Origin of the sequence: Cognaticolwellia mytili (genome assembly GCF_002104475.1) — a bacterium.
Lineage (GTDB): Bacteria > Pseudomonadota > Gammaproteobacteria > Enterobacterales > Alteromonadaceae > Cognaticolwellia > Cognaticolwellia mytili.
This window is the reverse complement of record NZ_NBOF01000001.1, coordinates 1,103,572-1,123,828: the sequence shown is the minus strand read 5'-3', so window position 1 is coordinate 1,123,828 and position 20,257 is coordinate 1,103,572. Positions and strand designations below refer to the sequence as shown.

Genomic DNA, 20,257 nt, shown 5'->3' with positions numbered 1-20,257 from the left:
TGGTTTTGTAGGTAAGTTTGACAACACTCGCAAGAGTGACACGTACATAAAGAATTGAATAAGACACTAACGTATTTATAAATGCTTTCTAGATTAACTTTTTTGTCTAGCGACAATAGCGACATAGCCCCACCTGATCCCATTCCGAACTCAGTAGTGAAATGTGTTAGCGCCGATGGTAGTGTGGGAGTTCCCATGTGAGAGTAGGACATTGCTAGACTTCTATTAAGAAAAGCCCGTTACTAATGTGACGGGCTTTTTGCTGTCTGACGTTTAAAGTTTTAAAATATGAATTAGCGTCGCTGGTTCATAGCGAGTGGGAGTTGTTCTCTATTATGTGAGTCCGTTCCTGCACATTCATGTGCTTACGGCGTTTGTATGTTCTATGCGTCAGTAGCACACAACTCATTGCCATCCTGGCATCGTTGCATTAGAAAATTCATGCACGTCATTGCTAGATTTCTATTAAGAAAAGCCCGATTCGAAAGAGTCGGGATTCTTGTTGTCTACACTTTTACTACTTACTATAGCATCACTCGCTTCTTGCCATCTCGAGAACTACTTCAGCGTTGTTCTAATGACTACATCCATGCTACCGCGATATCAGTATTCCTATAGGTCATAGTAGTGTGACTAAGTTAAAAGTAAGCCAATGTGAACGCGCAATTGGACATGAATAGGCTTTTATTTAAAGAAATCAGTAGTTTAAATGGGATTTTTTTGTTGTTTGGCGTTTGATTAATACAAATGGTGTGAAAAATACTACTTTATGTCATTTTCTTTTTAATGTACTAGCTCTATCCTTTATGATTAAAGGGAGCCTTTGGATAAGTTATGACGGCATAGATAAACACTATTTCTATTTATCGTATTGTCCAATAACGTTTTCAATCGTCATAATGCCAAACATGACTTTACGAATGAATGATTCAGAGCTTCCCACTAAATTGAAGTTTGGGTGTTTTGACCATATCTGTTGAAGCTTTTTATCTAGTTTAATGGCTGCAGTTTCTGATTCATTTCTAATTGGGTTGTTACTTCTGATACTTTCACCTGATTTCGCAGCTGTTTCGAAAAATATCACTGCATCATATCGAGAAAATTCTTCTTCAATGGATGTGTTCATTTGTTTAAAAAAATTTTCTTCAGTACCTGGCCAATAAGCTAGACCGTCGAGTGTACCTCGATCACAAAGCACTAAACATTCTGGATACGTCGCTCTTTGTATATCTTCGAGATGTTTCTGTAAGTTGAATATTGCAGCTTGCTGAGTTTTTAAAACACTATTATTGGACGCTCGTTCTATTCCGCCGCTAAATATCATTGTTGCTGACTCAGGAACTGAGGCTATTCTTCCATTGAACTCTCGTCTGATGAGATCAAGTGCGGTAGTCTTACCTCCACCAGGGCCACCAGTGATAACTATTCTTTTTTTGATATGTAAGTTTGTCATGATAATAGAGGTAATGCGTCGATTAAATTGAGATGTTGATAGCTTAAGCATAACTAAACTTAATATGAATGCAATAGTACTTTAACGTGTTGAAAGGAAAATGTTGATATGATTTACTTTCGAACATTAAATATTGAAAATAAATGCTTTTTTAGTATAAATATACTCTGAATATGTTATGTTTTTCATCAGTAAGTGAAAAATGTTGCTGTTACTTTTTATGTGATAGCTTGCTGACAATTTTTATAAGTGTGAACAATAATAATGAATATTGATGGAAAGTTAACAGCAAAGAATTTACGAGCTGAATTAGCTGTAGAAGTAGCTGAGTTGAAATCTAACTATGGCATTCAGCCTAAATTAACCGTGATTTTAGTTGGTGAAGATCCGGCAAGCCAAGTTTATGTCAGAAATAAAATAAAGCAGACACAAGAAATCGGCATGATTTCTGATGAAATTAAGTTACCTGCTGACACAGGCCAAGAAGAGTTATTAAAATATCTTGAACACTTAAATAATGATCGAAACATTCACGGTATCTTAGTGCAACTACCTTTGCCAAAACACATTGACGAAAGTGTCATTATTGCAGCAATTAATCCGAATAAAGATGTTGATGGTTTTCATGCTATGAATTCAGGTCGGCTTTTCAATGGCGAGACAGGGGCGTTAGTACCTTGTACTCCGCAAGGCTGCATCATGCTAGCGAAACAACATTTGGGTAGCGATTTATCAGGAAAACATGCTGTCGTTATTGGTCGCTCTAACATTGTTGGAAAGCCAGTCGCCATGCTGTTATTACAAGAAAATTGTACCGTGACTATTGCTCATTCTCGTACTAAAAATTTGCCTGAAGTTTGCCAGCAAGCAGATATTTTAGTTGCTGCAGTTGGCATTGCTGAGTTTGTTAAAGCCGATTGGGTTAAAGAAGGCGCAACAGTGATTGATGTTGGTATCAATCGAATATCTACAGAGGAAGGTAAAACTAAGCTTGTCGGTGATGTTGATTTCGATAATGTCGTTGGTAAGTGCGGCGCCATTACACCTGTTCCAGGTGGCGTAGGACCAATGACAATTGCTTGTTTACTAAAAAACACCATAACGGCTGCTAAGCAGAGTGTTTGTTAATCTTGTCTATAACTTCTAAAGCAAGAGAAACAAACTTTAGTTATCTTGCTTTTATTTGTTATTAAGTTGTTGTTTACTAAATATTTATAGGGTTACTTTTACATGCCTATTCACAAATAGTAAATTATATTCCCCGAAACATATTTCAAACTATGTCTGAAGATTGCAAACAATTTCTACTTTGCTACTTGCCTCATTTTATCCGCGGTTGACCGTAAGCCTGCTATCTAATTTGTAATCCACTGTTATTTTCTAGTTATGCCTCTGTAAACCAATACATTGTTATTGGTAAATAAAAAATCAAGTGGAATTACTCTATGAAGTTAACATCAAGTGCTCTTTCTAGCCCTGCAGCAGTTTCAGTTGGCGTTGCTTTAATCCTGCTCGTTGGCATGTTGAGTTTATTTAAACTGCCAGTGCAATTATTTCCAGATATCGAGCGTCCTCGTATTGCCATACAAACTTTTTGGCGTGCAGCATCGCCACAAGAAGTAGAATCCGAATTAATAGAGCCACAAGAGCAAGTACTTCGTGGTATTCCTGGATTAAGTTCAATGAATGCTTTTGCTAATCGCGGTAGCTCTTTTATTAATTTAGAGTTCGGTGTTGATACCAATATGGAGCAAACGCTTATTGAAGTGATTAGCCGTATGACTAGAGTTGCTAACCTCCCTCGTGATGCTAGACCCCCTCGAATCATGCTAGGTGGGTTTGGTGGTGGTACTCCAGCGTTAACTTTCTTTTTCTTGCAGGCTTTACCCGGTAACGACAAGCCTATTGCTGATTATATAGATTTCACTAACGATACTATCAGGCCGCGTATTGAATCTATTGCAGGGGTTTCTAGTGTCGAAACCTTTACGCAACAAAATAGAGAAGAATTACAAATTCGTTTTGATCCGATAAAAGCGGCTGACTACGGTATTCAAATTCCTGAATTGATTGCATTAGTTTCAGAATCAAGTGATGTGTCGGGAGGATTCATAGATGTAGGTCGTCGTCAATATACATTGCGGTTCAATGGCAAGTATCGAGTTGAAGAATTGTCAGACTTGATATTAGAGTCACGTAACGGCAGCAATATTAAACTAAGCGATGTTGCCACTGTAGAGGTACGTAGAAATGATCGACAGAATTTAGCCGTACAGAATGGCAACCCAGCATTTTCCATGAGAATTAACCGTGCCAATGGTGCTAACGTTTTAGAAACGCTAAACCGAGTTAAAAATGAAGTAGATTTAATTAACTCTGAGATTTTAGCTGAACGAGAATTGGTGATGGTGCAATCATTTGACGCATCGGTGTTTATTTATCGTGCGATTAATTTGGTGACTGGGAATCTTTTTGCTGGAGTTGTTTTATCATTGTCGGTGCTATGGTTTTTTATTAGAAGAATGCGTGCAACGTTAATTATTGCCACGGCAATACCGGTAAGTTTGTTGAGTACTTTTATCGTACTAGAAATTACTGGACGATCGCTTAATGTAATTTCACTGGCGGGGTTAGCATTCGCAGTTGGTATGGTACTAGATGCGGCCATTGTTGTACTTGAAAATATATTACGAATGCGTGATAAAGGGGCTGATAACCACAAAAGTGCGGAACAAGGTGCTCAACAAGTTTGGGGAGCACTGCTTGCATCTACGGCAACAACCGTCGCGATATTTTTGCCGGTGTTTTTCCTAAAAGATATTGAAGGCCAGCTATTTGGCGACTTAGCGCTGACTATAGCTATTGCTGTATCTGTTTCCCTAATTGTTGCTGTTGTACTTTTACCAGTATTGGCTAAGTATTTCTTGAAACAGCAATCTGCTGAAGACCCTAATGAAAAACTTTGGCAACGTATAACGTCATTTGTTATGCGTATTACCCGTTCGACTAAAAGACGTTTAACAGTGGCTACTGTGCTACTTATTGTGCCAATTATTGTTACCTATATTGCATTGCCGACATTAGATTATTTACCGCCAGTTAAGCGTGATGCCGTTGATGCTAATTTACGCTTTCCACCAGGTGCAAACGTAAACACTATCGAAAAAGAAGTTGTTGAGCCAATTGTTGCGCGTCTTAAGCCTTATATGGATGGTAGCAAAGAGCCAGCACTGAAAAACTACTATTTATTCTCTGGACCATTTGGCGGTAGTTTAGGAGTTAGAGCAAAAGATCAATCTAAAGTCGATGAGCTGCTTGATATTGTTCGCAATGAAATACTAGTCGATTTACCTGATACTCAAGCTTTTGCCTCTCAAGGGAATTTATTTGGTGGCTTTGGTGGTGGTCGTCAAGTTAGCGTACATTTGCAATCTAAAGATACCCGCGCATTACAAAATACTGCAAGACAAGGTATTGAATGGGTGAAAGCGGCAATTCCAGGCGCACGAGTACAAGCAAACCCAGGCACTGAAATGGCTGAGCCAGAATTACGTTTAACACCTAATGATCGCAGTATTTTGGAGCAAGGTTGGAATCGTCGCGATATTGGTCGCGTGGTCAGAACCATGGGCGATGGTTTATTCGTTGGCGAATATTTTAATGGTAGTAAGCGTTTGAATATGATTTTACGCGCTGAAGGTTGGGGTGATCCCGATAATTTAGGTGATGTGCCTGTTGTCACCGGTACAGGTTCAATAACCCAGTTATCTGAATTGGTTGATATTCAACGCACTGTTGGGCCATCACGATTAACACGAATCGATGGCAACCGTACTATTACGTTAAATGTTAACCCACCAGAAGGCTGGTCATTAGAACAAACTATTGCAGTACTTAAGAGTGAGGTTGAGCCTCAGTTAAAAGCGAGTTTACCTGATGACGCCAATATTTTGTATGGCGGTAGTGCTGATCAATTGGAAAAAGCAATTTCAGTTATGGCGGAGAATTTCGCGTTTGCCTTGGTGATCCTATTTTTATTAATGGCTGCCTTGTTCCGCTCACTTAAAGACAGCGCGTTAGTGCTAATTACCATTCCATTAGCTACCGTAGGTGGAATATTAGCTTTGCAATTACTCAATACTGTTGTCTTCCAGCCACTTGATTTACTAACCATGATTGGCTTCGTTATCTTGCTTGGTTTAGTGGTAAATAACGCTATTTTATTGGTCCATCAAACTCGCACCGCGCAAAATAGCGGTATGTCGCGTGTTGATGCAATTGAGCAAGCATTAACCTTGAGGCTACGACCTATATTCATGAGCACGGCAACCAGCTTTTTTGGCATGTTGCCATTATTACTAATGCCCGGTGCTGGCAGTGTTATTTACCGTGGTCTATCGGCGGTTATTGTCGGTGGGTTAGCCGTTAGCACACTATTTACTATTGTTTTACTCCCATGTTTATTAAGGCTTAATCGCAGTGACTTCACTTTTGTAGCTAAAGAGAAAACATCAATCAAACAGCCAGCACGAATTAAATTAATTGCTGACAAGTAAAAGCTCATTTTAAGGAGATTATGATGAATAAATTTTATAAGTACTTAAGCGTAATGACACTAGCATCAAGCTTAGTCGTTAATGTTAGCGTTATGGCTGAAGAAAAAGAACAGCCAGGGCAATTAGTTAGTGTTGAGAAAGTTAAAAATGAACACGTTAATCCAACATTATGGTTACCTGGAAATGTGATCAGCAGAGTGAATGCGCCAATTTCTGCTGAACAAATGGGGCAGCTACTTTGGATTGAAGACGTTGGCTCACAAGTGGAAAAAGGGCAAGTTATTGCTCGAATCGATAATCGGCATTTAGTTTTACAAATGTCGCGACAGCAAGCACAAATTAAGCGTTATCATGCTGACGTGGTGTATTTAACCAGTCAAAAGAAACGCATGTCTGCTTTGAGCCAAAAGAATAATACAGCCATTAGTGAATTAGAACGTATTACTAAAGATTTAGCTGTAGCTGAAAGTGAAGTACTTGCTTTAAGTATGCAAATCAAACAAACCGAATTAGCGATAGAGAAAACAGCAATAGTAGCGCCGTTTACAGGCAATATCAGTCAGCGTTTCGCTCATGTTGGTGAACTTATTAGTGTTGGTCGCTCGTTAGTGCAATTGGTTGATACAAACCATTTAGACATTATGATTGCTGCGCCAATTTCTATTGCACCTTTTTTGCAGAAAGACGCGAAAGTATTGGTGAAATGGCAGAATAAATTAGTTGAATTACCGGTCAGAACTTGGAGTAAGGTGGGGGTACAATCTTCTCGTACTTTTGATGTTAGGTTAGATGCAAAAGATTTAACCTTGCTGGCAGGTTCGGCAGTAACAGTGTCATTGCCGAAAGAACAAGTGAGTAAAGCGACATTAGTGCCGCGAGATGCATTAGTATTGCGAGAAAAAGAAACCTTTGTACTCACTGTTGATAAAGAAAATAATGCCAAAAAAGTGAACGTTTTAGTTGGCCAAGGTAGCGGCGGTTGGATTTCAGTTTCAGGTGCTATTTGGGCCGGTGATGAAGTTATTGTGCGCGGTGGTGAACGTTTGCAAGAAGGCCAAAAAATTAGAAGAGGTGAGAGTTTAGTGGCTAAAAGGTAATGCGGCTTTATCAAATGATAAGTAAAATAATAAAATTAGAGGATATACATGAGCTACTTTCGAGCCGGTTTGATAACAATTAGTTTAATTTTAGTGCTTGGCTTCTTAAGTAGTTGCTCAAACAACCAAAAAGTCACGAGTGGTTTATTGGCGCCGAAGCCAGAGAACCATCAAGGTGGCGTTATCCAAGTTTATGCTGCAAGAACTTGGGGCGCTAAACAAGCGGTTGCTGTTCATACTTGGTTCAGTGTAAAGCGCAGTGGTGATGACCATTACACAAGTTATGAAATAATTGGTTGGCGATTAAGACGGAGTGATACTGCTTTGGTAGTGAGAACTAATAAGCCAGATCGTGACTGGTGGGGGCATCAACCTGAGTTGTTATTGGATTATCGCGCTGCAGATGCTGACGAACTTATTGCTCGTATAGAGCATATCGTCGAGCAATACCGGTATAAAAACGAGTATCAAGCATACCCAGGTCCTAACAGTAATACCTTTACCGCTGCCATTGGCCGTGAAGTGCCAGAGTTAGGCTTAGATTTACCTTCTACGGCGATAGGTAAAGATTACAAAACCTTTAGTGAAATGTTTGGTCGTTCATCTTCCGGCAGCGGAGTGCAAGCATCATTTTTTGGTTTGTTAGGATTAACACTTGGTGTTGAAGAAGGCATTGAGCTTAATGTTTTAGGTTTGAATTTTGAATTGGACTTATTTGATCTTGCCATTGAATTACCGGGTGTAGGACGCATTGGCGCTGACGTAATATCAAATAATATTAACGAAATTGCAGAAGATAAATCACGCAAGCAAGGAGAGTAGACTTTTTTATTAGCGGCATTGATATAAAGTTAGCATGGAGCTTTAAGCTCAAAAATGTTGTAGGTCTTAGAGCCAAACAGGTGATTTATATTGAAAATATAATATTTAACTTACCTATTGTTATTCACATATTATGAATAAGCTTTTATAATACTATGTGTATCATAATCAGAGGTTTATATGTTTAAGGCAGTTTTAAGAGTGTTAGTTATAGCAATAATGCTTTTTGCCTTTGTTGGACAAACAGTTGCTTTTAATAGCGCTATACCTTGTGAAGCATCTGAAAACTCCCATCCACCTCACGCTAGTGAAACCGCAAAAAATTATGACTTGAATATGACTCATACTGATAGCGAAGAAAATTGCTGTGGCATTGATTGTTGCAATATTGATTGCATTTGTATTGCTAATGCATGTTCGTCAATCGTCTATTTTAGTATAGAAGTTAATTCAGCTGACATATGCACTCTAAGTGATGTTGTTTACACACAGCAGCCTAAGCAAACGATATCTATGGCTACTTTGCTCTATCGCCCTCCTATTCTTATCTCATAAGAACTTTAAATAATCCAAATGAGTTATATACCTGTACTACTTGAAGCTACAGGTTTCAGCAAGTCGAGAAAGGGCTAGCACCAAGGCATTGGTTGAAGAGAATAGTTATTCTATTGTCGAAATCAATAACACTGGAGATAACCCTTTATCGGTTTGCCTTTAGAGAGCTAAGCTAGAGAATCAGTTCCGCGTTTCGATACTTGACACGGGAATTATCATTATCTGCGTACCGCGTCTTGATTTGATGTCCTAGCTTAACTCTGAAATTGCATCTTCAAGTGGGGCGAGTATAAGTAACATTTACTCAATTAATCAGCACTATTGTGCCGAATAATTCCTAAATATAAACTAAGTAATATCTGAGATGAAAATGTTTAAAAAACCTTTTAAAATGGCAGTAGCAGTACTGTTAGCACCTGCGTTTGCATATGCGAATGAAAATATTGTCGAAAATAAGAAAGAACATGCTCATCATGAAGAGCAAGAGCATCATGAACATAGCGATAACAAGGTTGAAGTAATTCAAGTAAGAGCCTCTCGCTTAGGCCGAATTGTTACCGAATCAGCCACTCGAACCGAAATTATAAATGGCGAAGAAATACAAGAAAAAGCACTGATGCGACCTGGAAATATCTCTATGCTAGTTGCTGAAACTGGTGGCGTTAGAGTTCAAACCACCTCACCGGCACTCGGTAGTGCTAATATTCGCCTGCAAGGGTTATATGGGCGTTACACACAGCTATTGAGCGACGGCTTACCTTTATATGGTGGTCAAACAGCGTCAATTGGCCTGTTGCAAATTCCACCGACAGACCTTGCCAATGTTGAAATAATTAAAGGCTCGGCTTCTTCTCTTTATGGAGGCTCTGCGCTCGGCGGGGTGATCAACTTAATTTCACGTACTCCATCGAATGAGTTTGAAGGAGAAGTATTGTTTAATGCTACTTCTAGAGGCGGTCAAGATATAACATCGTACTTTTCATCACCTTTAACGAACAACTTAAGTGCATCAATTACCACAGGTATTCATCATCAAGAAGAAAAAGATTTAGACGACGATGGCTGGATTGATATAGCCGGTTATGAAAGGGGCAGCGTTCGCCCTCGTTTCTATTGGCAAGGTGACAGTGGGGAAAATCTTTACGTCACGCTTGGTGCTATGAAAGAGCAAAGAGATGGCGGAACTTTAGGTAGCGCGACCGTACCTGATGGTAATGAGTTCCTGCAAACGCAAAATACACTTAGAACAGATATTGGCTTTATTTATGACCAACCATTAGGGGACGTTATTAATTTAAACCTGCGTGGCTCTGCCATGAATCAAGATCATGAGCATGAATTTGGTCTTGTTCAAGAAGATGATAACCATGAAAGTTACTTAATAGAGTCGAGCTTATCAGGGTATACTGACAAAACAGCATGGTTGGTTGGGGTAGCACTCCAATCTGAAAAATTTGATTCTAATACCTTTTCTGAGTTTAATTATTCTTATCAAGTACCCGGATTATTTTCACAAGTAGACTATGAAGCAAGTGACGAAATATCACTGTCGCTTAGTGCGCGTGCTGATTGGCACAGTGAATACGGCACACAGGTAAGTCCACGCATTTCATTACTATACAGCCCTGAAAACTGGATTGTTAGGGGAGCATATGGACAAGGTTTTTTCGCACCAAGCCCGTTTATTGAAGATATTGATGAAGCGGGTTTATCTCGTCTTGCGCCGCTAGAAAATATTGATGAAGAACGAGCATCTACTGCTTCTATAGATATTAGCTATATAATGGGCAGTACAGAAACTAGCCTAACGCTGTTTTCGTCAGAGATTGATAACGTAACTGAATTAGAAACCATTGATGGCGTTAATGACGCTTTGGCCAAGCAAGTTCGCATTGTTAATGCTGCAGGTGAAAGTGAAATAAGTGGTGCTGAATTACTATTGCGTTATCGCTGGCGAGATATTAAATTCACCGGTAGCTATTTATACACAGACGCCACTAAAGAAAGTGCGACTGGCTTTGACCGAGTACCGTTAACACTGACGCCACAACATTCTGCAGGTCTCGTTGTTATGTGGGAAGAACATGGTAGTCATTTACTAGGGTTTGAAGCTTATTATACGGGTACGCAGCAGCTTGAAAACAACCCATACCGCGAGCGCAGTGATGCTTATTGGCATTTAGGACTTTTAGGCCAAATTACCATAGGAAAAGTAAGCTACTTTGTTAATGCTGAAAACTTATTAAATGTGCGACAAACTAAGGACGACTCTTTGCTGTTGCTAGAGCAATCCGCTAGCGGGCGATGGACAACCGATATTTGGTCAAGAAACGATGGCTTTACCGTTAATGCGGGATTGCGCTTTCAATTTGGCAGTTAAATAGCAGAGTTTATTAGGTTTCTGGTTGAGCTATATTTTATGAGTTTTGAACGTCATCACCGTTACTTTGAAATATAGCCCAACTCGAATTCTATTGGTATTAGCATTTAGAAATTAAATGTAAATAAAGTTATGAACGATGAATTTAGTTGCTTATTCATATGCTTGATATAAAAAGCATTGTAAACTTTTTTGCTTTTTACGATAGCTAACATATCGGTGTTTAAACTCTTTCGGTAACTGAGCAATATCATGTTCAGCGTTATAATTGATAAATTGGTTTGAATAGTAGAATGTGCTTAATGCAGTGTCTGCGAAACAGAGTATTTGGTGATATTGTATCTGTTCATGTCGGCACTTTTTAGCACAAATGGTTTGTAATAATTGACTCGCAATCCCACGATCTTGATATTCCTTATTCACCACTAAAGCATGCAATAACCAATACGCTCCATTTTCTTGGCCTGCAGAAACCATGGCACAGGCAATAATTTCGTTATCAGCTTTGATAAAATAACAATGGTCCTGCCCGATATAGCTTGCAGCATATCGTTTATTCTTATAAAAGCGTACAATGTCTTTTTTATCTGCTTTTGTTGCTTTTATCACAGCATAATGAGGAGGTGGAGAAGGCAATTTTATTTCGCTATTTTGTTATATTAATTCGTTGCGTACTAAGCCTCGACGAATATTTTTACACAACTTACCCAAACGAGTAATTTCGCCTAAAAGTGGCTGTTCGTTATTTTCCAAGCGAACTTCCCAATATGAAAGTTCAGTATCTGCTAATTCTAATAACTTTTTCGGACAACCGACACACTTTCCTGCACATATTTGTGCCTCAGGTAAACTGAAAGGAAATTCTTTTCTTACCTCGGTAATTAATGTGATCATGGCTGTGTGTCGATCAGGCTTCATTTTATAGGTCTTAAATTACTGCTTCATTCGCGAATTTTACCCGCTATTGCTATGTTATTGTTTGCTGTAACTCAAGTTATGTTTATTTAAGTGACATTAAACGGGATAAATAATAATCGATAAGGTGTTTTGTATTAATAATACGTTTTTTAAAGTAAATAAGGATATTTTTAACTTATTGCCAAAATAGTTTAGCTAAATATGCTCAAGAACAGGTTATAATACGACAATAGTTTATTGGTTTTACCCAACTCGTTTATTAAGTGGAGAGTAAGTTTGCAGTTTAGTGATTTTGGATTAGATAGTAAAATAATGTCAACCGTGGAGCATTTAGGTTTTAATGAGCCTACTGAGATCCAGCAGCAGGCAATTCCTGCCGCCATGACAGGTCATGATTTGATCGCATCATCTAAAACAGGCTCAGGCAAAACATTAGCATTTATTATTCCCGCAATGCAGCGTTTATTAAAGAACCGTGCCTTAAGTAAACGTGACCCACGAGTGGTTATTTTAACGCCAACGCGTGAATTAGCTAAGCAAGTATTTACCCAATTAAGAATGTTTACTTCAGGTTCGCAGTTTAAAGCAGTACTTATTCTCGGCGGTGAAAACTTTAACGACCAAGTAAAAACGTTAGAAAAAGATCCACAATTTATTGTTGCAACACCGGGGCGTTTAGCGGATCACTTAACTCAAGGGCACTTCTACTTAAATGGCTTAGAGCTGCTTATTCTTGATGAAGCAGATCGAATGCTGGACCTAGGCTTTGCTGAGCAATTAGCCCAAATTAATAAGGCAGCGGATCATCGTAAACGTCAAACCTTAATGTTCTCTGCCACTTTAGACCATGCGCAAGTTAATGACTTTGCATTAGCATTATTGAAAAAACCAAAACGTATTGCTATTGGTAGTGCTCATACTGAACATAAAGATATTACCAAGCGCTTTTATCTTTGCGATAACTTAACGCAAAAAGAAAAGCTGCTTCAACATTTTATCGCTCATGAAGAACATCAACAAATGATCATCTTCACTGCCACGCGTGCTGATACTGACAGACTTTCTACATTGCTAACCGAGCAAGGGTTAAGCACTGTTGCGTTAAGTGGTGAACTAAATCAAGGTCAACGTAACCAAATTATGGACGGTTTTAGTAAAGGTCAGCAAAAAATACTAATTACCACTGACTTAGCCTCACGTGGTTTAGATTTAGTTAATGTTTCGCATGTTATCAATTTTGATATGCCAAAGCATACCGAAGAATTCGTGCACCGTATTGGTCGCACAGGTCGCGCTGGTAGCACAGGTGATGCCATTTCCTTTGTTGGACCGAAAGATTGGATAAGCTTTAAAAATGTTGAAGGTTTTTTACAACAAAAGCTTACTTTTGATACCATTGACGGCTTTAAAGCAAAGTTTAAAGGCATAAAACCGAAGAAAGCAAAGGTTGCCGTTAAAGCGAAAGATAATGCCAAGTCAGCAACACAAGTTAAAAAGCCAAAAGCGAAGAAAATTGTTAAGAAAAGCTTTTTAGCGCAAGATGCCGGTGAATTGCCAGTATTAAGACGTAAAGTTGTTGCGCCTGAAGATATTGAAAGTAATGATATTGACGAAGTAGAGTAGGTATTTATATGGCAAGCAACATTGTTGTTCGCATGGCAATTAAAAATGATCATCAGTTTATCTTAGCACTTTCGCCTCGTTTAGCTGAGGTTGCAATGTTAGCATGGCATACTGACGATGTTATCCAAACGATGCAAGACAATTACATCGGCGAGATGTTAGCGAAAACTTCAGTACCTCATACGTTATTAATCGCGGAAGAGCATAAAGTACCGTTAGGTTTTATTCATGTGAAAGAGCACATCGATGAAATTTCTAATGAAGCTTGTGCAATGGTTACATTATTGGCAATTTCACCCGCCGCCCAAGGAAAAGGTACTGGGCAAGTATTAATGCAAGCTGCAGAATCATGGGCAAAGAAGCAAAACTATCGACTATTGCATTTGGAAGTTTTTGCCAATAATGATAATGCACAAGGCTTTTATCAGCACTTAGGTTTCCAGCCTGAAATGATGACTATGGTTAAGCCGCTATAAAAATTCCATCGCAATAATTAAATGACTAGCAGAATGTTATTTTAAATATTTCATCGCTGTTGGCATAACGATATATGAAATTATCGGTACTATAATTGCCACATCAACACAGACTTGTAGTAACTTATTTACTGGTAAAAATGGATTAACTAGTTCTGGAATAAAGTAGACCAGTGGCACTAAAGCAAAGTAATTAATTGTTGCGATAAGGTGTTTGTTAGGTATTTTCATATCGTTATCTCTTAAGGTGATGAGCTGAAGTGGAATCGTTGCTTTGTTGTTAGTGCAAGTGCCGAACCAATTTTTCGGCACTTTACGCTCGGTTTAGAGTGTTATTCCTTGCTCGCTTCTAAATAACTGTTATAAACCCAGTGATATGTTGTGTGTTGACCTAAAACAGCACCGAGTTCCATGCCTTTCTCACTACGCCAATCATCCATTACTTCTGCTAATACGCTGGCCCAAGTTGCTACTTTTACGCCTGCTTGGGTCATACGGTGAATGGCAGCATCGGCAACTGACTTATTCCAAGTACCTGAAGCGTCGACAACTGCGTAAACGTCATAACCTTCTGCTACAGCAGAAATAGCAGGAAACAGTAAACATACGTCAGTAACTATGCCAGCCATGATGATTTTTTTACGACCTGTTGCTTCTATCGCTTGTTTAAATTCTGGGCTTTTCCAAGCATTGATTTCACCGGCGCGTTCAATAATCGTATCCCCTAAAATGTCGGTGATCTCCGGCATAATTGGACCGTTGGGCCCATCAGGCATACTCGCTGTGATAATGGTTGGCATATCGACGGTTTTTGCCATATTACATAAGCCTTTAATATTTTCGGTCATTAAATGAGGGTCTTGATCGCGACAACTGACAAGTAGGCCCGTTTGATGATCGATCATCGCTAATACTGCGTTATCTACGGTTAAAGTTTCTGCAAATTTGTTCATTTTATTCTCCAAATACTGAGTTGGTTTTTATATGTTACTTTCTATATTACTGCTCGCTGATGACAATAATCTCTATGTTCTCATCGGTGCTTATCTCGGTTTTATAGCTGCGTATTAAATCGCCATCTTCGGCATCAAATGTACTGTTTTGATCTGATGTTTTTGCTTGCCCCTTGCTGATATAAAGTAAAGTTTCCTGATCAAAACTGATGCTTTTCCCAGCCGATAAGCGCACAACATCGATGTTAGTTTTACTTGCAAAGGTACCTTTTTGATTATGCTCTCCGCCATATATACGAGTGCTGGCGTTGGGCTTTAATGGATAATGTTTGTATCCTGCTGCTTGGCCTGATTTTTCAGGTAATACCCATAATTGCAACATACGGTTTTTCGTATTATCGGGGTTAATTTCATTGTGTGAAAAACCTTCTCCGCCCGCACGTTGTACTTGTACTTCTCCGGCATGCAAACTTTGTCCATGCTCTAATGAACCTTCATGACTGACACTGCCTTCGATCATGATAGAAATCACATCTATTTCTTTATGAGGATGCATTCGGGTTTCACCGTGAGGATTAAATCGAGCGTCAGCGAGGTAAACAAAGTTGCCGATGCCATCAAAAGTGTTATTGGATTTATTGCTACCAAATACACGACGGTCCATGACTAATCGGTGTTCGGTCAATCCGGCGAATCCGCCTAAAGGTAATGATTTTTTACTGAGTATTTGCATGTGTTGCTCCGTTTTACGTTCTGTCTTTGTTTTGATGATTACCATATTAGTCCGTCGTCATTGTTTGATAAATTCCACATTGTTGTTATGATAATTCCATTTTCAACAACAATTACGCGACTTAAGTAAGCTACTTACAACAGCGTATGGCCTATCAAAACGCGTTAATGACAAGAATGAGCACTCAATGGAACATGATTTAAATGACATGATGGTTTTTCTAGCCGTAGTTGAGTCGGGAAGTTTTACTCACGCTGCAGAAAGATTAGGTATCCCTAAGGCTAATGTCAGTCGAAAGGTTTCTCGTTTGGAAGCGCAGTTGAATATAACGTTACTTGAACGTTCCACTCGTTCACAGCATTTAACTGAAGCAGGTAAGCGCTATATAGTGCACTGCAAACGTGTTCATGAAGAACTAAACCTCGCGAGTGCTTCAGTAGATGAAATTGCTCATAGTTATAAAGGCCGTTTGAAAATTGGCGCATCGGTTGCAAGTGGACAGCAAATACTGAGGCCAGCGCTAGCTAAGTTTATGCATCAATACCCAGAGTTAAATGTGCAGCTTAACTTGGTTAATCGGCGGGTTGATTTTATAGAAGAAGGTTTTGATGTACTGATCCGCATTGGTCAGCTTGATGATTCAATGTTAATCGCCAAAAAACTCGGTACGGTGACAAGAAAGCTCTACGCCAGTCCAGCTTATGTTGCAAAACAAGGATTAGCTCAATCCGTAGCAGAATTAAGTCAGTATCAATTATTGATAATGAACCCAGTGAATAATGCTTTAAAACTAAAGCTAGTTTCTACTAAAAATGAATCTTTCACACTAAACTGCCAACCAAGGTTGTTGGTTGATGATTTTGCTATTTTAAAGCAGTCGATAATAGATGATCTAGGCATTGCAATATTGCCAGACTATATGGCCAAGAATGAAGTGGCCGCAGGTCAGTTAGTGAATGTTCTACCTGAATGGGGTATGGAAAGCGTCGATGTATTTGCACTTTATCCGCGTAATCGAGCGAAAATACCCAAGGTAAAAGCTTTTTTAGACTTTGTTAGTAAGCTTTATACTGAAACGTTAAACTAGGCAAAAGACATAACTATGAAGAATATAACTGAGAAGAATAAAGGCAGTTGTTTATGTGACAATGTCAGCTTTACGGTTGTGAAGTTGGAACCATTAGTCGGGCACTGCCATTGCACTATGTGTCGTAAGTTTCACGGCGCGGCGTTTTCAACCTTTGTTGAAGTCAAACTTGAGCATTTAACTTGGCTAAGTGGTGAAAGTGAATTAAGTGCTTATCAGGCTGAAAATAACTCTGTACGGAAATTTTGTCAGCATTGTGGTTCAAGTTTACTGTTTATTTCTACTTTTAATCAGCAAGCTAAAACCGTGGAAATAGCATTAGCTTGCTTTGATGAAATAGAAACTGTAACGCCTGATGCCCATATTTATTTGGAAAGTAAGATTGATTGGTATGCCAGTATCTCGCAGTTATATTGAACAGGTAAAAGCGCTTATAATATAGGCGCTTTTACCTGCGAGTCTATTCAGCGATGAGTTGCTCTAGCGTAAAGCTTGTTTCTTGTGTGCCTAGCTTGTCTTTTAAGTAAGGTAGGATTTCTTCTAACTGTTTAGTTAACTGCCAAGGTGGGTTAACTATAAATAATCCGGTACCCGTCATGCCATATTCTTGGGTATCGGCTTTTTGGCAAAACTCTACCTGCACAACATTGCGTACATCACTTTTGGTGAAAGCGTTTTGCATTTGTTCTACAAGCTCACGCTTAACGACCGGGTACCATAAAATATAAGTGCCAGTGGCAAACTTTTTATAGGCATTAACAATAGTGCGAACCGCTTTTATGTAATCTTCTTTTAGCTCGTAAGGCGGGTCAATTAATACCACACCACGTCGGTTAGGTGGAGGCACTAAGCCCAAAACACCTTGATAACCGTCTGATTTCTTAACGTGAGATTTATTCCAACGTTGACTGTACGCTTGTAAGTGTTCAATATCAGCAGGATGTAACTCAAAAAGGTGGGCGCTGTCTTGACGGCGGGTGAATTGTCGAGCAATACCCGGCGAGCCTGGGTAAAGCGCTATTTCACCATTTTCATCAATGGTATCTTCGTTTAAGCTTTTGACTAAATCAATGTATGGCTGTAACGATTCTGGTAAGTCATCGTTATCGATTAATTTAGCAATACCGTCTTTGTATTCACCGGTTTTTTGCGCGTATTCGTCTTCAAGTTGATACATGCCGGCGCCTGAGTGACTGTCGATATAATAAAAGCCTTTATCTTTTCGCGTCATGTATTCAAGTACTAAAGTTAGTACAGAATGTTTTAAAACATCGGCAAAATTTCCGGCGTGAAAGGCGTGGCGATAACTAAGCACTTTATTTCCTTAAAGAGTAAGAGGGAAAAATAGGGAAGAACAGATTTGAATCTACAATGGCATCATCTAAAAAAGTGGCACTAGCAAAAAGTGATAATGCCATTTTCAATGATGTCTTACTAACAGCTAACTAAACGTTAACCAGAAGCTTAAATTTGTGATGCTAAGTATTCGTCGTAAGTACCAGCAAAGTCAGTGTAACCGCCAGTTTCTAATTCAATAATACGAGTTGCTAAACTTGAAACAAATTCACGGTCATGGCTGACGAATAAAATAGTGCCTTCAAATTGTTCCATCGCCATATTTAATGATTCAATAGATTCCATATCCATGTGGTTAGTCGGTTCATCCATGATAAGAATATTTGGCTTTTGCATCATGATTTTACCGAACAACATACGACCTTGTTCACCACCAGAAAGCACTTTTACTGACTTGTTAATATCATCAGCAGAAAATAATAAACGCCCTAAATAACCACGAACCGCTTGTTCATCATCAGTTGGTTGACGCCATTGGCTCATCCACTCAAATAAAGTCATGTCATTTTCAAATTCATGACTATGGTCTTGCGCGTAGTAACCAATGTTGACGTTTTCAGACCAAGTGTATAAGCCTGATGTTGGTTGATAGTCATCTTCACCCATAATTGTGCGTAAAAAGGTCGTTTTACCAATACCGTTTTGGCCGATAATAGCAACACGTTCGCCAACTTCAATCATCATATTAAGGTTATTTAACACCTTGTTATCATCAAAGTTTTTGCTCATATCTTCAAGCACAAGGGCGTTACGAAATAGTTTCTTTTCTTGTTCAAAGCGAATAAACGGGTTTACACGACTTGAAGCTTTCACATCCGCTAACTGAATTTTATCAATTTGCTTAGCACGAGAAGTCGCTTGTTTTGCTTTTGAAGCATTGGCAGAGAAACGAGCAACGAAGGCTTGTAGTTCACCAATTTGCGCTTTTTTCTTAGCGTTATCAGCCATTAATTGCGCTCTAGCTTGTGTAGACGCCAACATATACTCGTCGTAGTTACCTGGGAACACGCGCAATTCGCCGTAATCCAAATCAGCCATATGAGTACAAACACTGTTCAAGAAATGACGGTCATGCGAGATGATGATCATGGTTGAGTCACGTTCGTTCAAGGTTTCTTCTAACCATTGAATGGTGTGAATATCCAAGTTGTTGGTTGGCTCATCTAATAATAGAACATCAGGGTTTGAAAATAGCGCTTGTGCCAATAACACACGTAATTTCCAACCAGGAGCAACTTCGCTCATTAAACCATAATGTTGTTCAACGGGAATACCCACGCCCATTAATAACTCGCCGGCGCGACTTTCTGCGCTGTAACCGTCCATTTCTGCGAATTCTGACTCTAAATCACCAGCACGCATGCCGTCTTCTTCACTCATTTCAGGTAAAGCGTAAATACCGTCACGTTCTTCTTTGATAGCCCATAATGCGGTATGACCCATAATTACAGTGTCAATAACAGAAGATGCTTCGAAACCGAATTGGTCTTGGCGAAGTTTACCAATACGCTCGTTAGGGTCTAAGTTAACGTTGCCAGATGTTTGCTCTAAATCACCACCTAAAATTTTCATAAAGGTAGATTTACCACAACCATTAGCGCCGATTAAGCCATAGCGATTTCCGCCACCAAATTTTTGTGAGATGTTTTCAAATAACGGCTTAGCACCGAATTGTTGGGTAATATTGTTTGCAGCTAACATATCTGTTCCGTAGCGAGTGGTTAACGAGTTGAAATGGAATAAAACTCGCAACATTAATAATAAAAAATAATGCGCGCGATTATACAGCGCCCAATGATTAAAGTCTTTAGAACATTTATCATATTTATTAGTAGATAAAGTTGCTAGGTTATACCTCTTAAGAATGTTTGAAAGTGATCTTTTAAATATCTAGTGGTCTTAGGGAAGTCCAAACGGTGGGTACACGAATAACGTAAGTTTTTTCAAATAGCCGTTTTATTGATGAACATAAAAAATTAATAATAATATCATGCGCTTATTATGCCGATTTCTACTAATCGGTATAAGCAGGAGAAGCTTTAGAGTGACAGAATAATTTATTGATTTAGACAGGACGTTTAATCATATTCCTGCAATAGAAGAGTAGCAATAAATAACTCCCCAAATAATGAGAAAAGCACCATGCCTGTTTAGGCTAAGTATCTCTCCTCTATCAATGTAATGAAAAGACACCTACTAAGACGAGTGAATTACATTAACCTTGTTATGTGTTTTTACCAAAGAACAT

General features: G+C 39.0%; 18 protein-coding genes and 1 rRNA gene. 11 read left to right on the top strand and 8 right to left on the bottom strand.

Annotation, left to right across the window (positions count from 1 at the left end):
- Positions 1–105: 105 nt before the first annotated feature.
- Positions 106–220, top strand: a 5S ribosomal RNA gene (rrf, locus tag B7C41_RS05000).
- Positions 221–859: 639 nt separating this feature from the next.
- Here the strand turns inward: rrf and B7C41_RS04995 are convergent.
- A complete protein-coding gene (locus tag B7C41_RS04995) occupies positions 860–1,504 on the bottom strand; it encodes an AAA family ATPase (RefSeq protein ID WP_235839600.1) in 645 nt (214 codons plus the stop codon).
- 213 nt (positions 1,505–1,717) lie between these two features.
- Between B7C41_RS04995 and folD the strand changes: the two genes are divergently transcribed.
- From folD to B7C41_RS04965, 6 genes are all read left to right on the top strand, one after another.
- Positions 1,718–2,581, top strand: a complete 864-nt coding sequence (gene folD, locus B7C41_RS04990) for a bifunctional methylenetetrahydrofolate dehydrogenase/methenyltetrahydrofolate cyclohydrolase FolD (RefSeq protein ID WP_085297648.1) — start codon at positions 1,718–1,720, stop codon at positions 2,579–2,581.
- Between the two features lie 317 nt (positions 2,582–2,898).
- Positions 2,899–6,009, top strand: coding sequence for an efflux RND transporter permease subunit (locus tag B7C41_RS04985; protein WP_085297647.1), 3,111 nt, complete (start codon positions 2,899–2,901; stop codon positions 6,007–6,009).
- 20 nt (positions 6,010–6,029) lie between these two features.
- On the top strand, positions 6,030–7,106 hold the full coding sequence (locus B7C41_RS04980) for an efflux RND transporter periplasmic adaptor subunit (RefSeq protein ID WP_085297646.1): 1,077 nt from the start codon (positions 6,030–6,032) through the stop codon (positions 7,104–7,106).
- Positions 7,107–7,154: 48 nt separating this feature from the next.
- Positions 7,155–7,928, top strand: coding sequence for a DUF3750 domain-containing protein (locus B7C41_RS04975; RefSeq protein WP_085297645.1), 774 nt, complete (start codon positions 7,155–7,157; stop codon positions 7,926–7,928).
- Positions 7,929–8,108: 180 nt separating this feature from the next.
- Positions 8,109–8,483 (top strand): hypothetical protein, encoded by a 375-nt coding sequence (locus B7C41_RS04970; protein ID WP_085297644.1) that lies wholly within the window; start codon positions 8,109–8,111, stop codon positions 8,481–8,483.
- Positions 8,484–8,853: 370 nt separating this feature from the next.
- The gene (locus B7C41_RS04965) at positions 8,854–10,863 is read left to right on the top strand and encodes a TonB-dependent receptor plug domain-containing protein (protein ID WP_085297718.1); all 2,010 of its coding nucleotides are present in this window, start codon (positions 8,854–8,856) and stop codon (positions 10,861–10,863) included.
- A 153-nt stretch (positions 10,864–11,016) separates the two neighbouring features.
- Here the strand turns inward: B7C41_RS04965 and B7C41_RS04960 are convergent, their stop codons facing one another.
- Positions 11,017–11,499, bottom strand: coding sequence for a GNAT family N-acetyltransferase (locus B7C41_RS04960; RefSeq protein WP_158089082.1), 483 nt, complete (start codon positions 11,497–11,499; stop codon positions 11,017–11,019).
- 18 nt (positions 11,500–11,517) lie between these two features.
- The gene (locus tag B7C41_RS04955; RefSeq protein WP_085297642.1) at positions 11,518–11,781 is read right to left on the bottom strand and encodes a hypothetical protein; all 264 of its coding nucleotides are present in this window, start codon (positions 11,779–11,781) and stop codon (positions 11,518–11,520) included.
- Positions 11,782–12,057: 276 nt separating this feature from the next.
- On the opposite strand from B7C41_RS04955, the gene B7C41_RS04950 reads away from it, so the two are divergent.
- Positions 12,058–13,404, top strand: a complete 1,347-nt coding sequence (locus B7C41_RS04950) for a DEAD/DEAH box helicase (protein ID WP_085297641.1) — start codon at positions 12,058–12,060, stop codon at positions 13,402–13,404.
- 8 nt (positions 13,405–13,412) lie between these two features.
- Positions 13,413–13,880 carry a GNAT family N-acetyltransferase gene (locus tag B7C41_RS04945; protein ID WP_085297640.1) on the top strand — a complete coding sequence of 156 codons (468 nt, stop codon included), beginning with the start codon at positions 13,413–13,415 and terminating at the stop codon, positions 13,878–13,880.
- A gap of 36 nt (positions 13,881–13,916) precedes the next feature.
- Here B7C41_RS04945 and B7C41_RS04940 read toward each other — a convergent pair whose 3' ends face one another.
- From B7C41_RS04940 to B7C41_RS04930, 3 genes are all read right to left on the bottom strand, one after another.
- On the bottom strand, positions 13,917–14,111 hold the full coding sequence (locus tag B7C41_RS04940; protein WP_085297717.1) for a hypothetical protein: 195 nt from the start codon (positions 14,109–14,111) through the stop codon (positions 13,917–13,919).
- A 101-nt stretch (positions 14,112–14,212) separates the two neighbouring features.
- Positions 14,213–14,833 carry an isochorismatase family protein gene (locus B7C41_RS04935; protein ID WP_085297639.1) on the bottom strand — a complete coding sequence of 207 codons (621 nt, stop codon included), beginning with the start codon at positions 14,831–14,833 and terminating at the stop codon, positions 14,213–14,215.
- Between the two features lie 46 nt (positions 14,834–14,879).
- A complete protein-coding gene (locus B7C41_RS04930; protein WP_235839599.1) occupies positions 14,880–15,611 on the bottom strand; it encodes a pirin family protein in 732 nt (243 codons plus the stop codon).
- Between the two features lie 142 nt (positions 15,612–15,753).
- On the opposite strand from B7C41_RS04930, the gene B7C41_RS04925 reads away from it, so the two are divergent.
- Positions 15,754–16,653 (top strand): LysR family transcriptional regulator, encoded by a 900-nt coding sequence (locus B7C41_RS04925; RefSeq protein WP_085297638.1) that lies wholly within the window; start codon positions 15,754–15,756, stop codon positions 16,651–16,653.
- Positions 16,654–16,668: 15 nt separating this feature from the next.
- The gene (locus B7C41_RS04920; protein ID WP_085297637.1) at positions 16,669–17,070 is read left to right on the top strand and encodes a GFA family protein; all 402 of its coding nucleotides are present in this window, start codon (positions 16,669–16,671) and stop codon (positions 17,068–17,070) included.
- Positions 17,071–17,113: 43 nt separating this feature from the next.
- Here the strand turns inward: B7C41_RS04920 and B7C41_RS04915 are convergent, their stop codons facing one another.
- On the bottom strand, positions 17,114–17,968 hold the full coding sequence (locus B7C41_RS04915) for a 23S rRNA (adenine(2030)-N(6))-methyltransferase RlmJ (RefSeq protein ID WP_085297636.1): 855 nt from the start codon (positions 17,966–17,968) through the stop codon (positions 17,114–17,116).
- Between the two features lie 149 nt (positions 17,969–18,117).
- The gene (locus tag B7C41_RS04910; RefSeq protein ID WP_085297635.1) at positions 18,118–19,710 is read right to left on the bottom strand and encodes an ABC-F family ATPase; all 1,593 of its coding nucleotides are present in this window, start codon (positions 19,708–19,710) and stop codon (positions 18,118–18,120) included.
- Positions 19,711–20,257 lie beyond the last annotated feature (547 nt).

Excerpts from the sequence above, each read along its gene's own strand:
- B7C41_RS04995 (WP_235839600.1), bottom strand. The coding sequence starts at position 1,504 with ATGCTTAAGCTATCAACATCTCAATTTAATCGACGCATTACCTCTATT.
- folD (WP_085297648.1), top strand. The coding sequence starts at position 1,718 with ATGAATATTGATGGAAAGTTAACAGCAAAGAATTTACGAGCTGAATTA.
- B7C41_RS04985 (WP_085297647.1), top strand. The coding sequence starts at position 2,899 with ATGAAGTTAACATCAAGTGCTCTTTCTAGCCCTGCAGCAGTTTCAGTT.
- B7C41_RS04980 (WP_085297646.1), top strand. The coding sequence starts at position 6,030 with ATGATGAATAAATTTTATAAGTACTTAAGCGTAATGACACTAGCATCA.
- B7C41_RS04975 (WP_085297645.1), top strand. The coding sequence starts at position 7,155 with ATGAGCTACTTTCGAGCCGGTTTGATAACAATTAGTTTAATTTTAGTG.
- B7C41_RS04970 (WP_085297644.1), top strand. The coding sequence starts at position 8,109 with ATGTTTAAGGCAGTTTTAAGAGTGTTAGTTATAGCAATAATGCTTTTT.
- B7C41_RS04965 (WP_085297718.1), top strand. The coding sequence starts at position 8,854 with ATGTTTAAAAAACCTTTTAAAATGGCAGTAGCAGTACTGTTAGCACCT.
- B7C41_RS04955 (WP_085297642.1), bottom strand. The coding sequence starts at position 11,781 with ATGAAGCCTGATCGACACACAGCCATGATCACATTAATTACCGAGGTA.
- B7C41_RS04945 (WP_085297640.1), top strand. The coding sequence starts at position 13,413 with ATGGCAAGCAACATTGTTGTTCGCATGGCAATTAAAAATGATCATCAG.
- B7C41_RS04940 (WP_085297717.1), bottom strand. The coding sequence starts at position 14,111 with ATGAAAATACCTAACAAACACCTTATCGCAACAATTAATTACTTTGCT.
- B7C41_RS04935 (WP_085297639.1), bottom strand. The coding sequence starts at position 14,833 with ATGAACAAATTTGCAGAAACTTTAACCGTAGATAACGCAGTATTAGCG.
- B7C41_RS04930 (WP_235839599.1), bottom strand. The coding sequence starts at position 15,611 with ATGGTAATCATCAAAACAAAGACAGAACGTAAAACGGAGCAACACATG.
- B7C41_RS04925 (WP_085297638.1), top strand. The coding sequence starts at position 15,754 with ATGGAACATGATTTAAATGACATGATGGTTTTTCTAGCCGTAGTTGAG.
- B7C41_RS04920 (WP_085297637.1), top strand. The coding sequence starts at position 16,669 with ATGAAGAATATAACTGAGAAGAATAAAGGCAGTTGTTTATGTGACAAT.
- B7C41_RS04910 (WP_085297635.1), bottom strand. The coding sequence starts at position 19,710 with ATGTTAGCTGCAAACAATATTACCCAACAATTCGGTGCTAAGCCGTTA.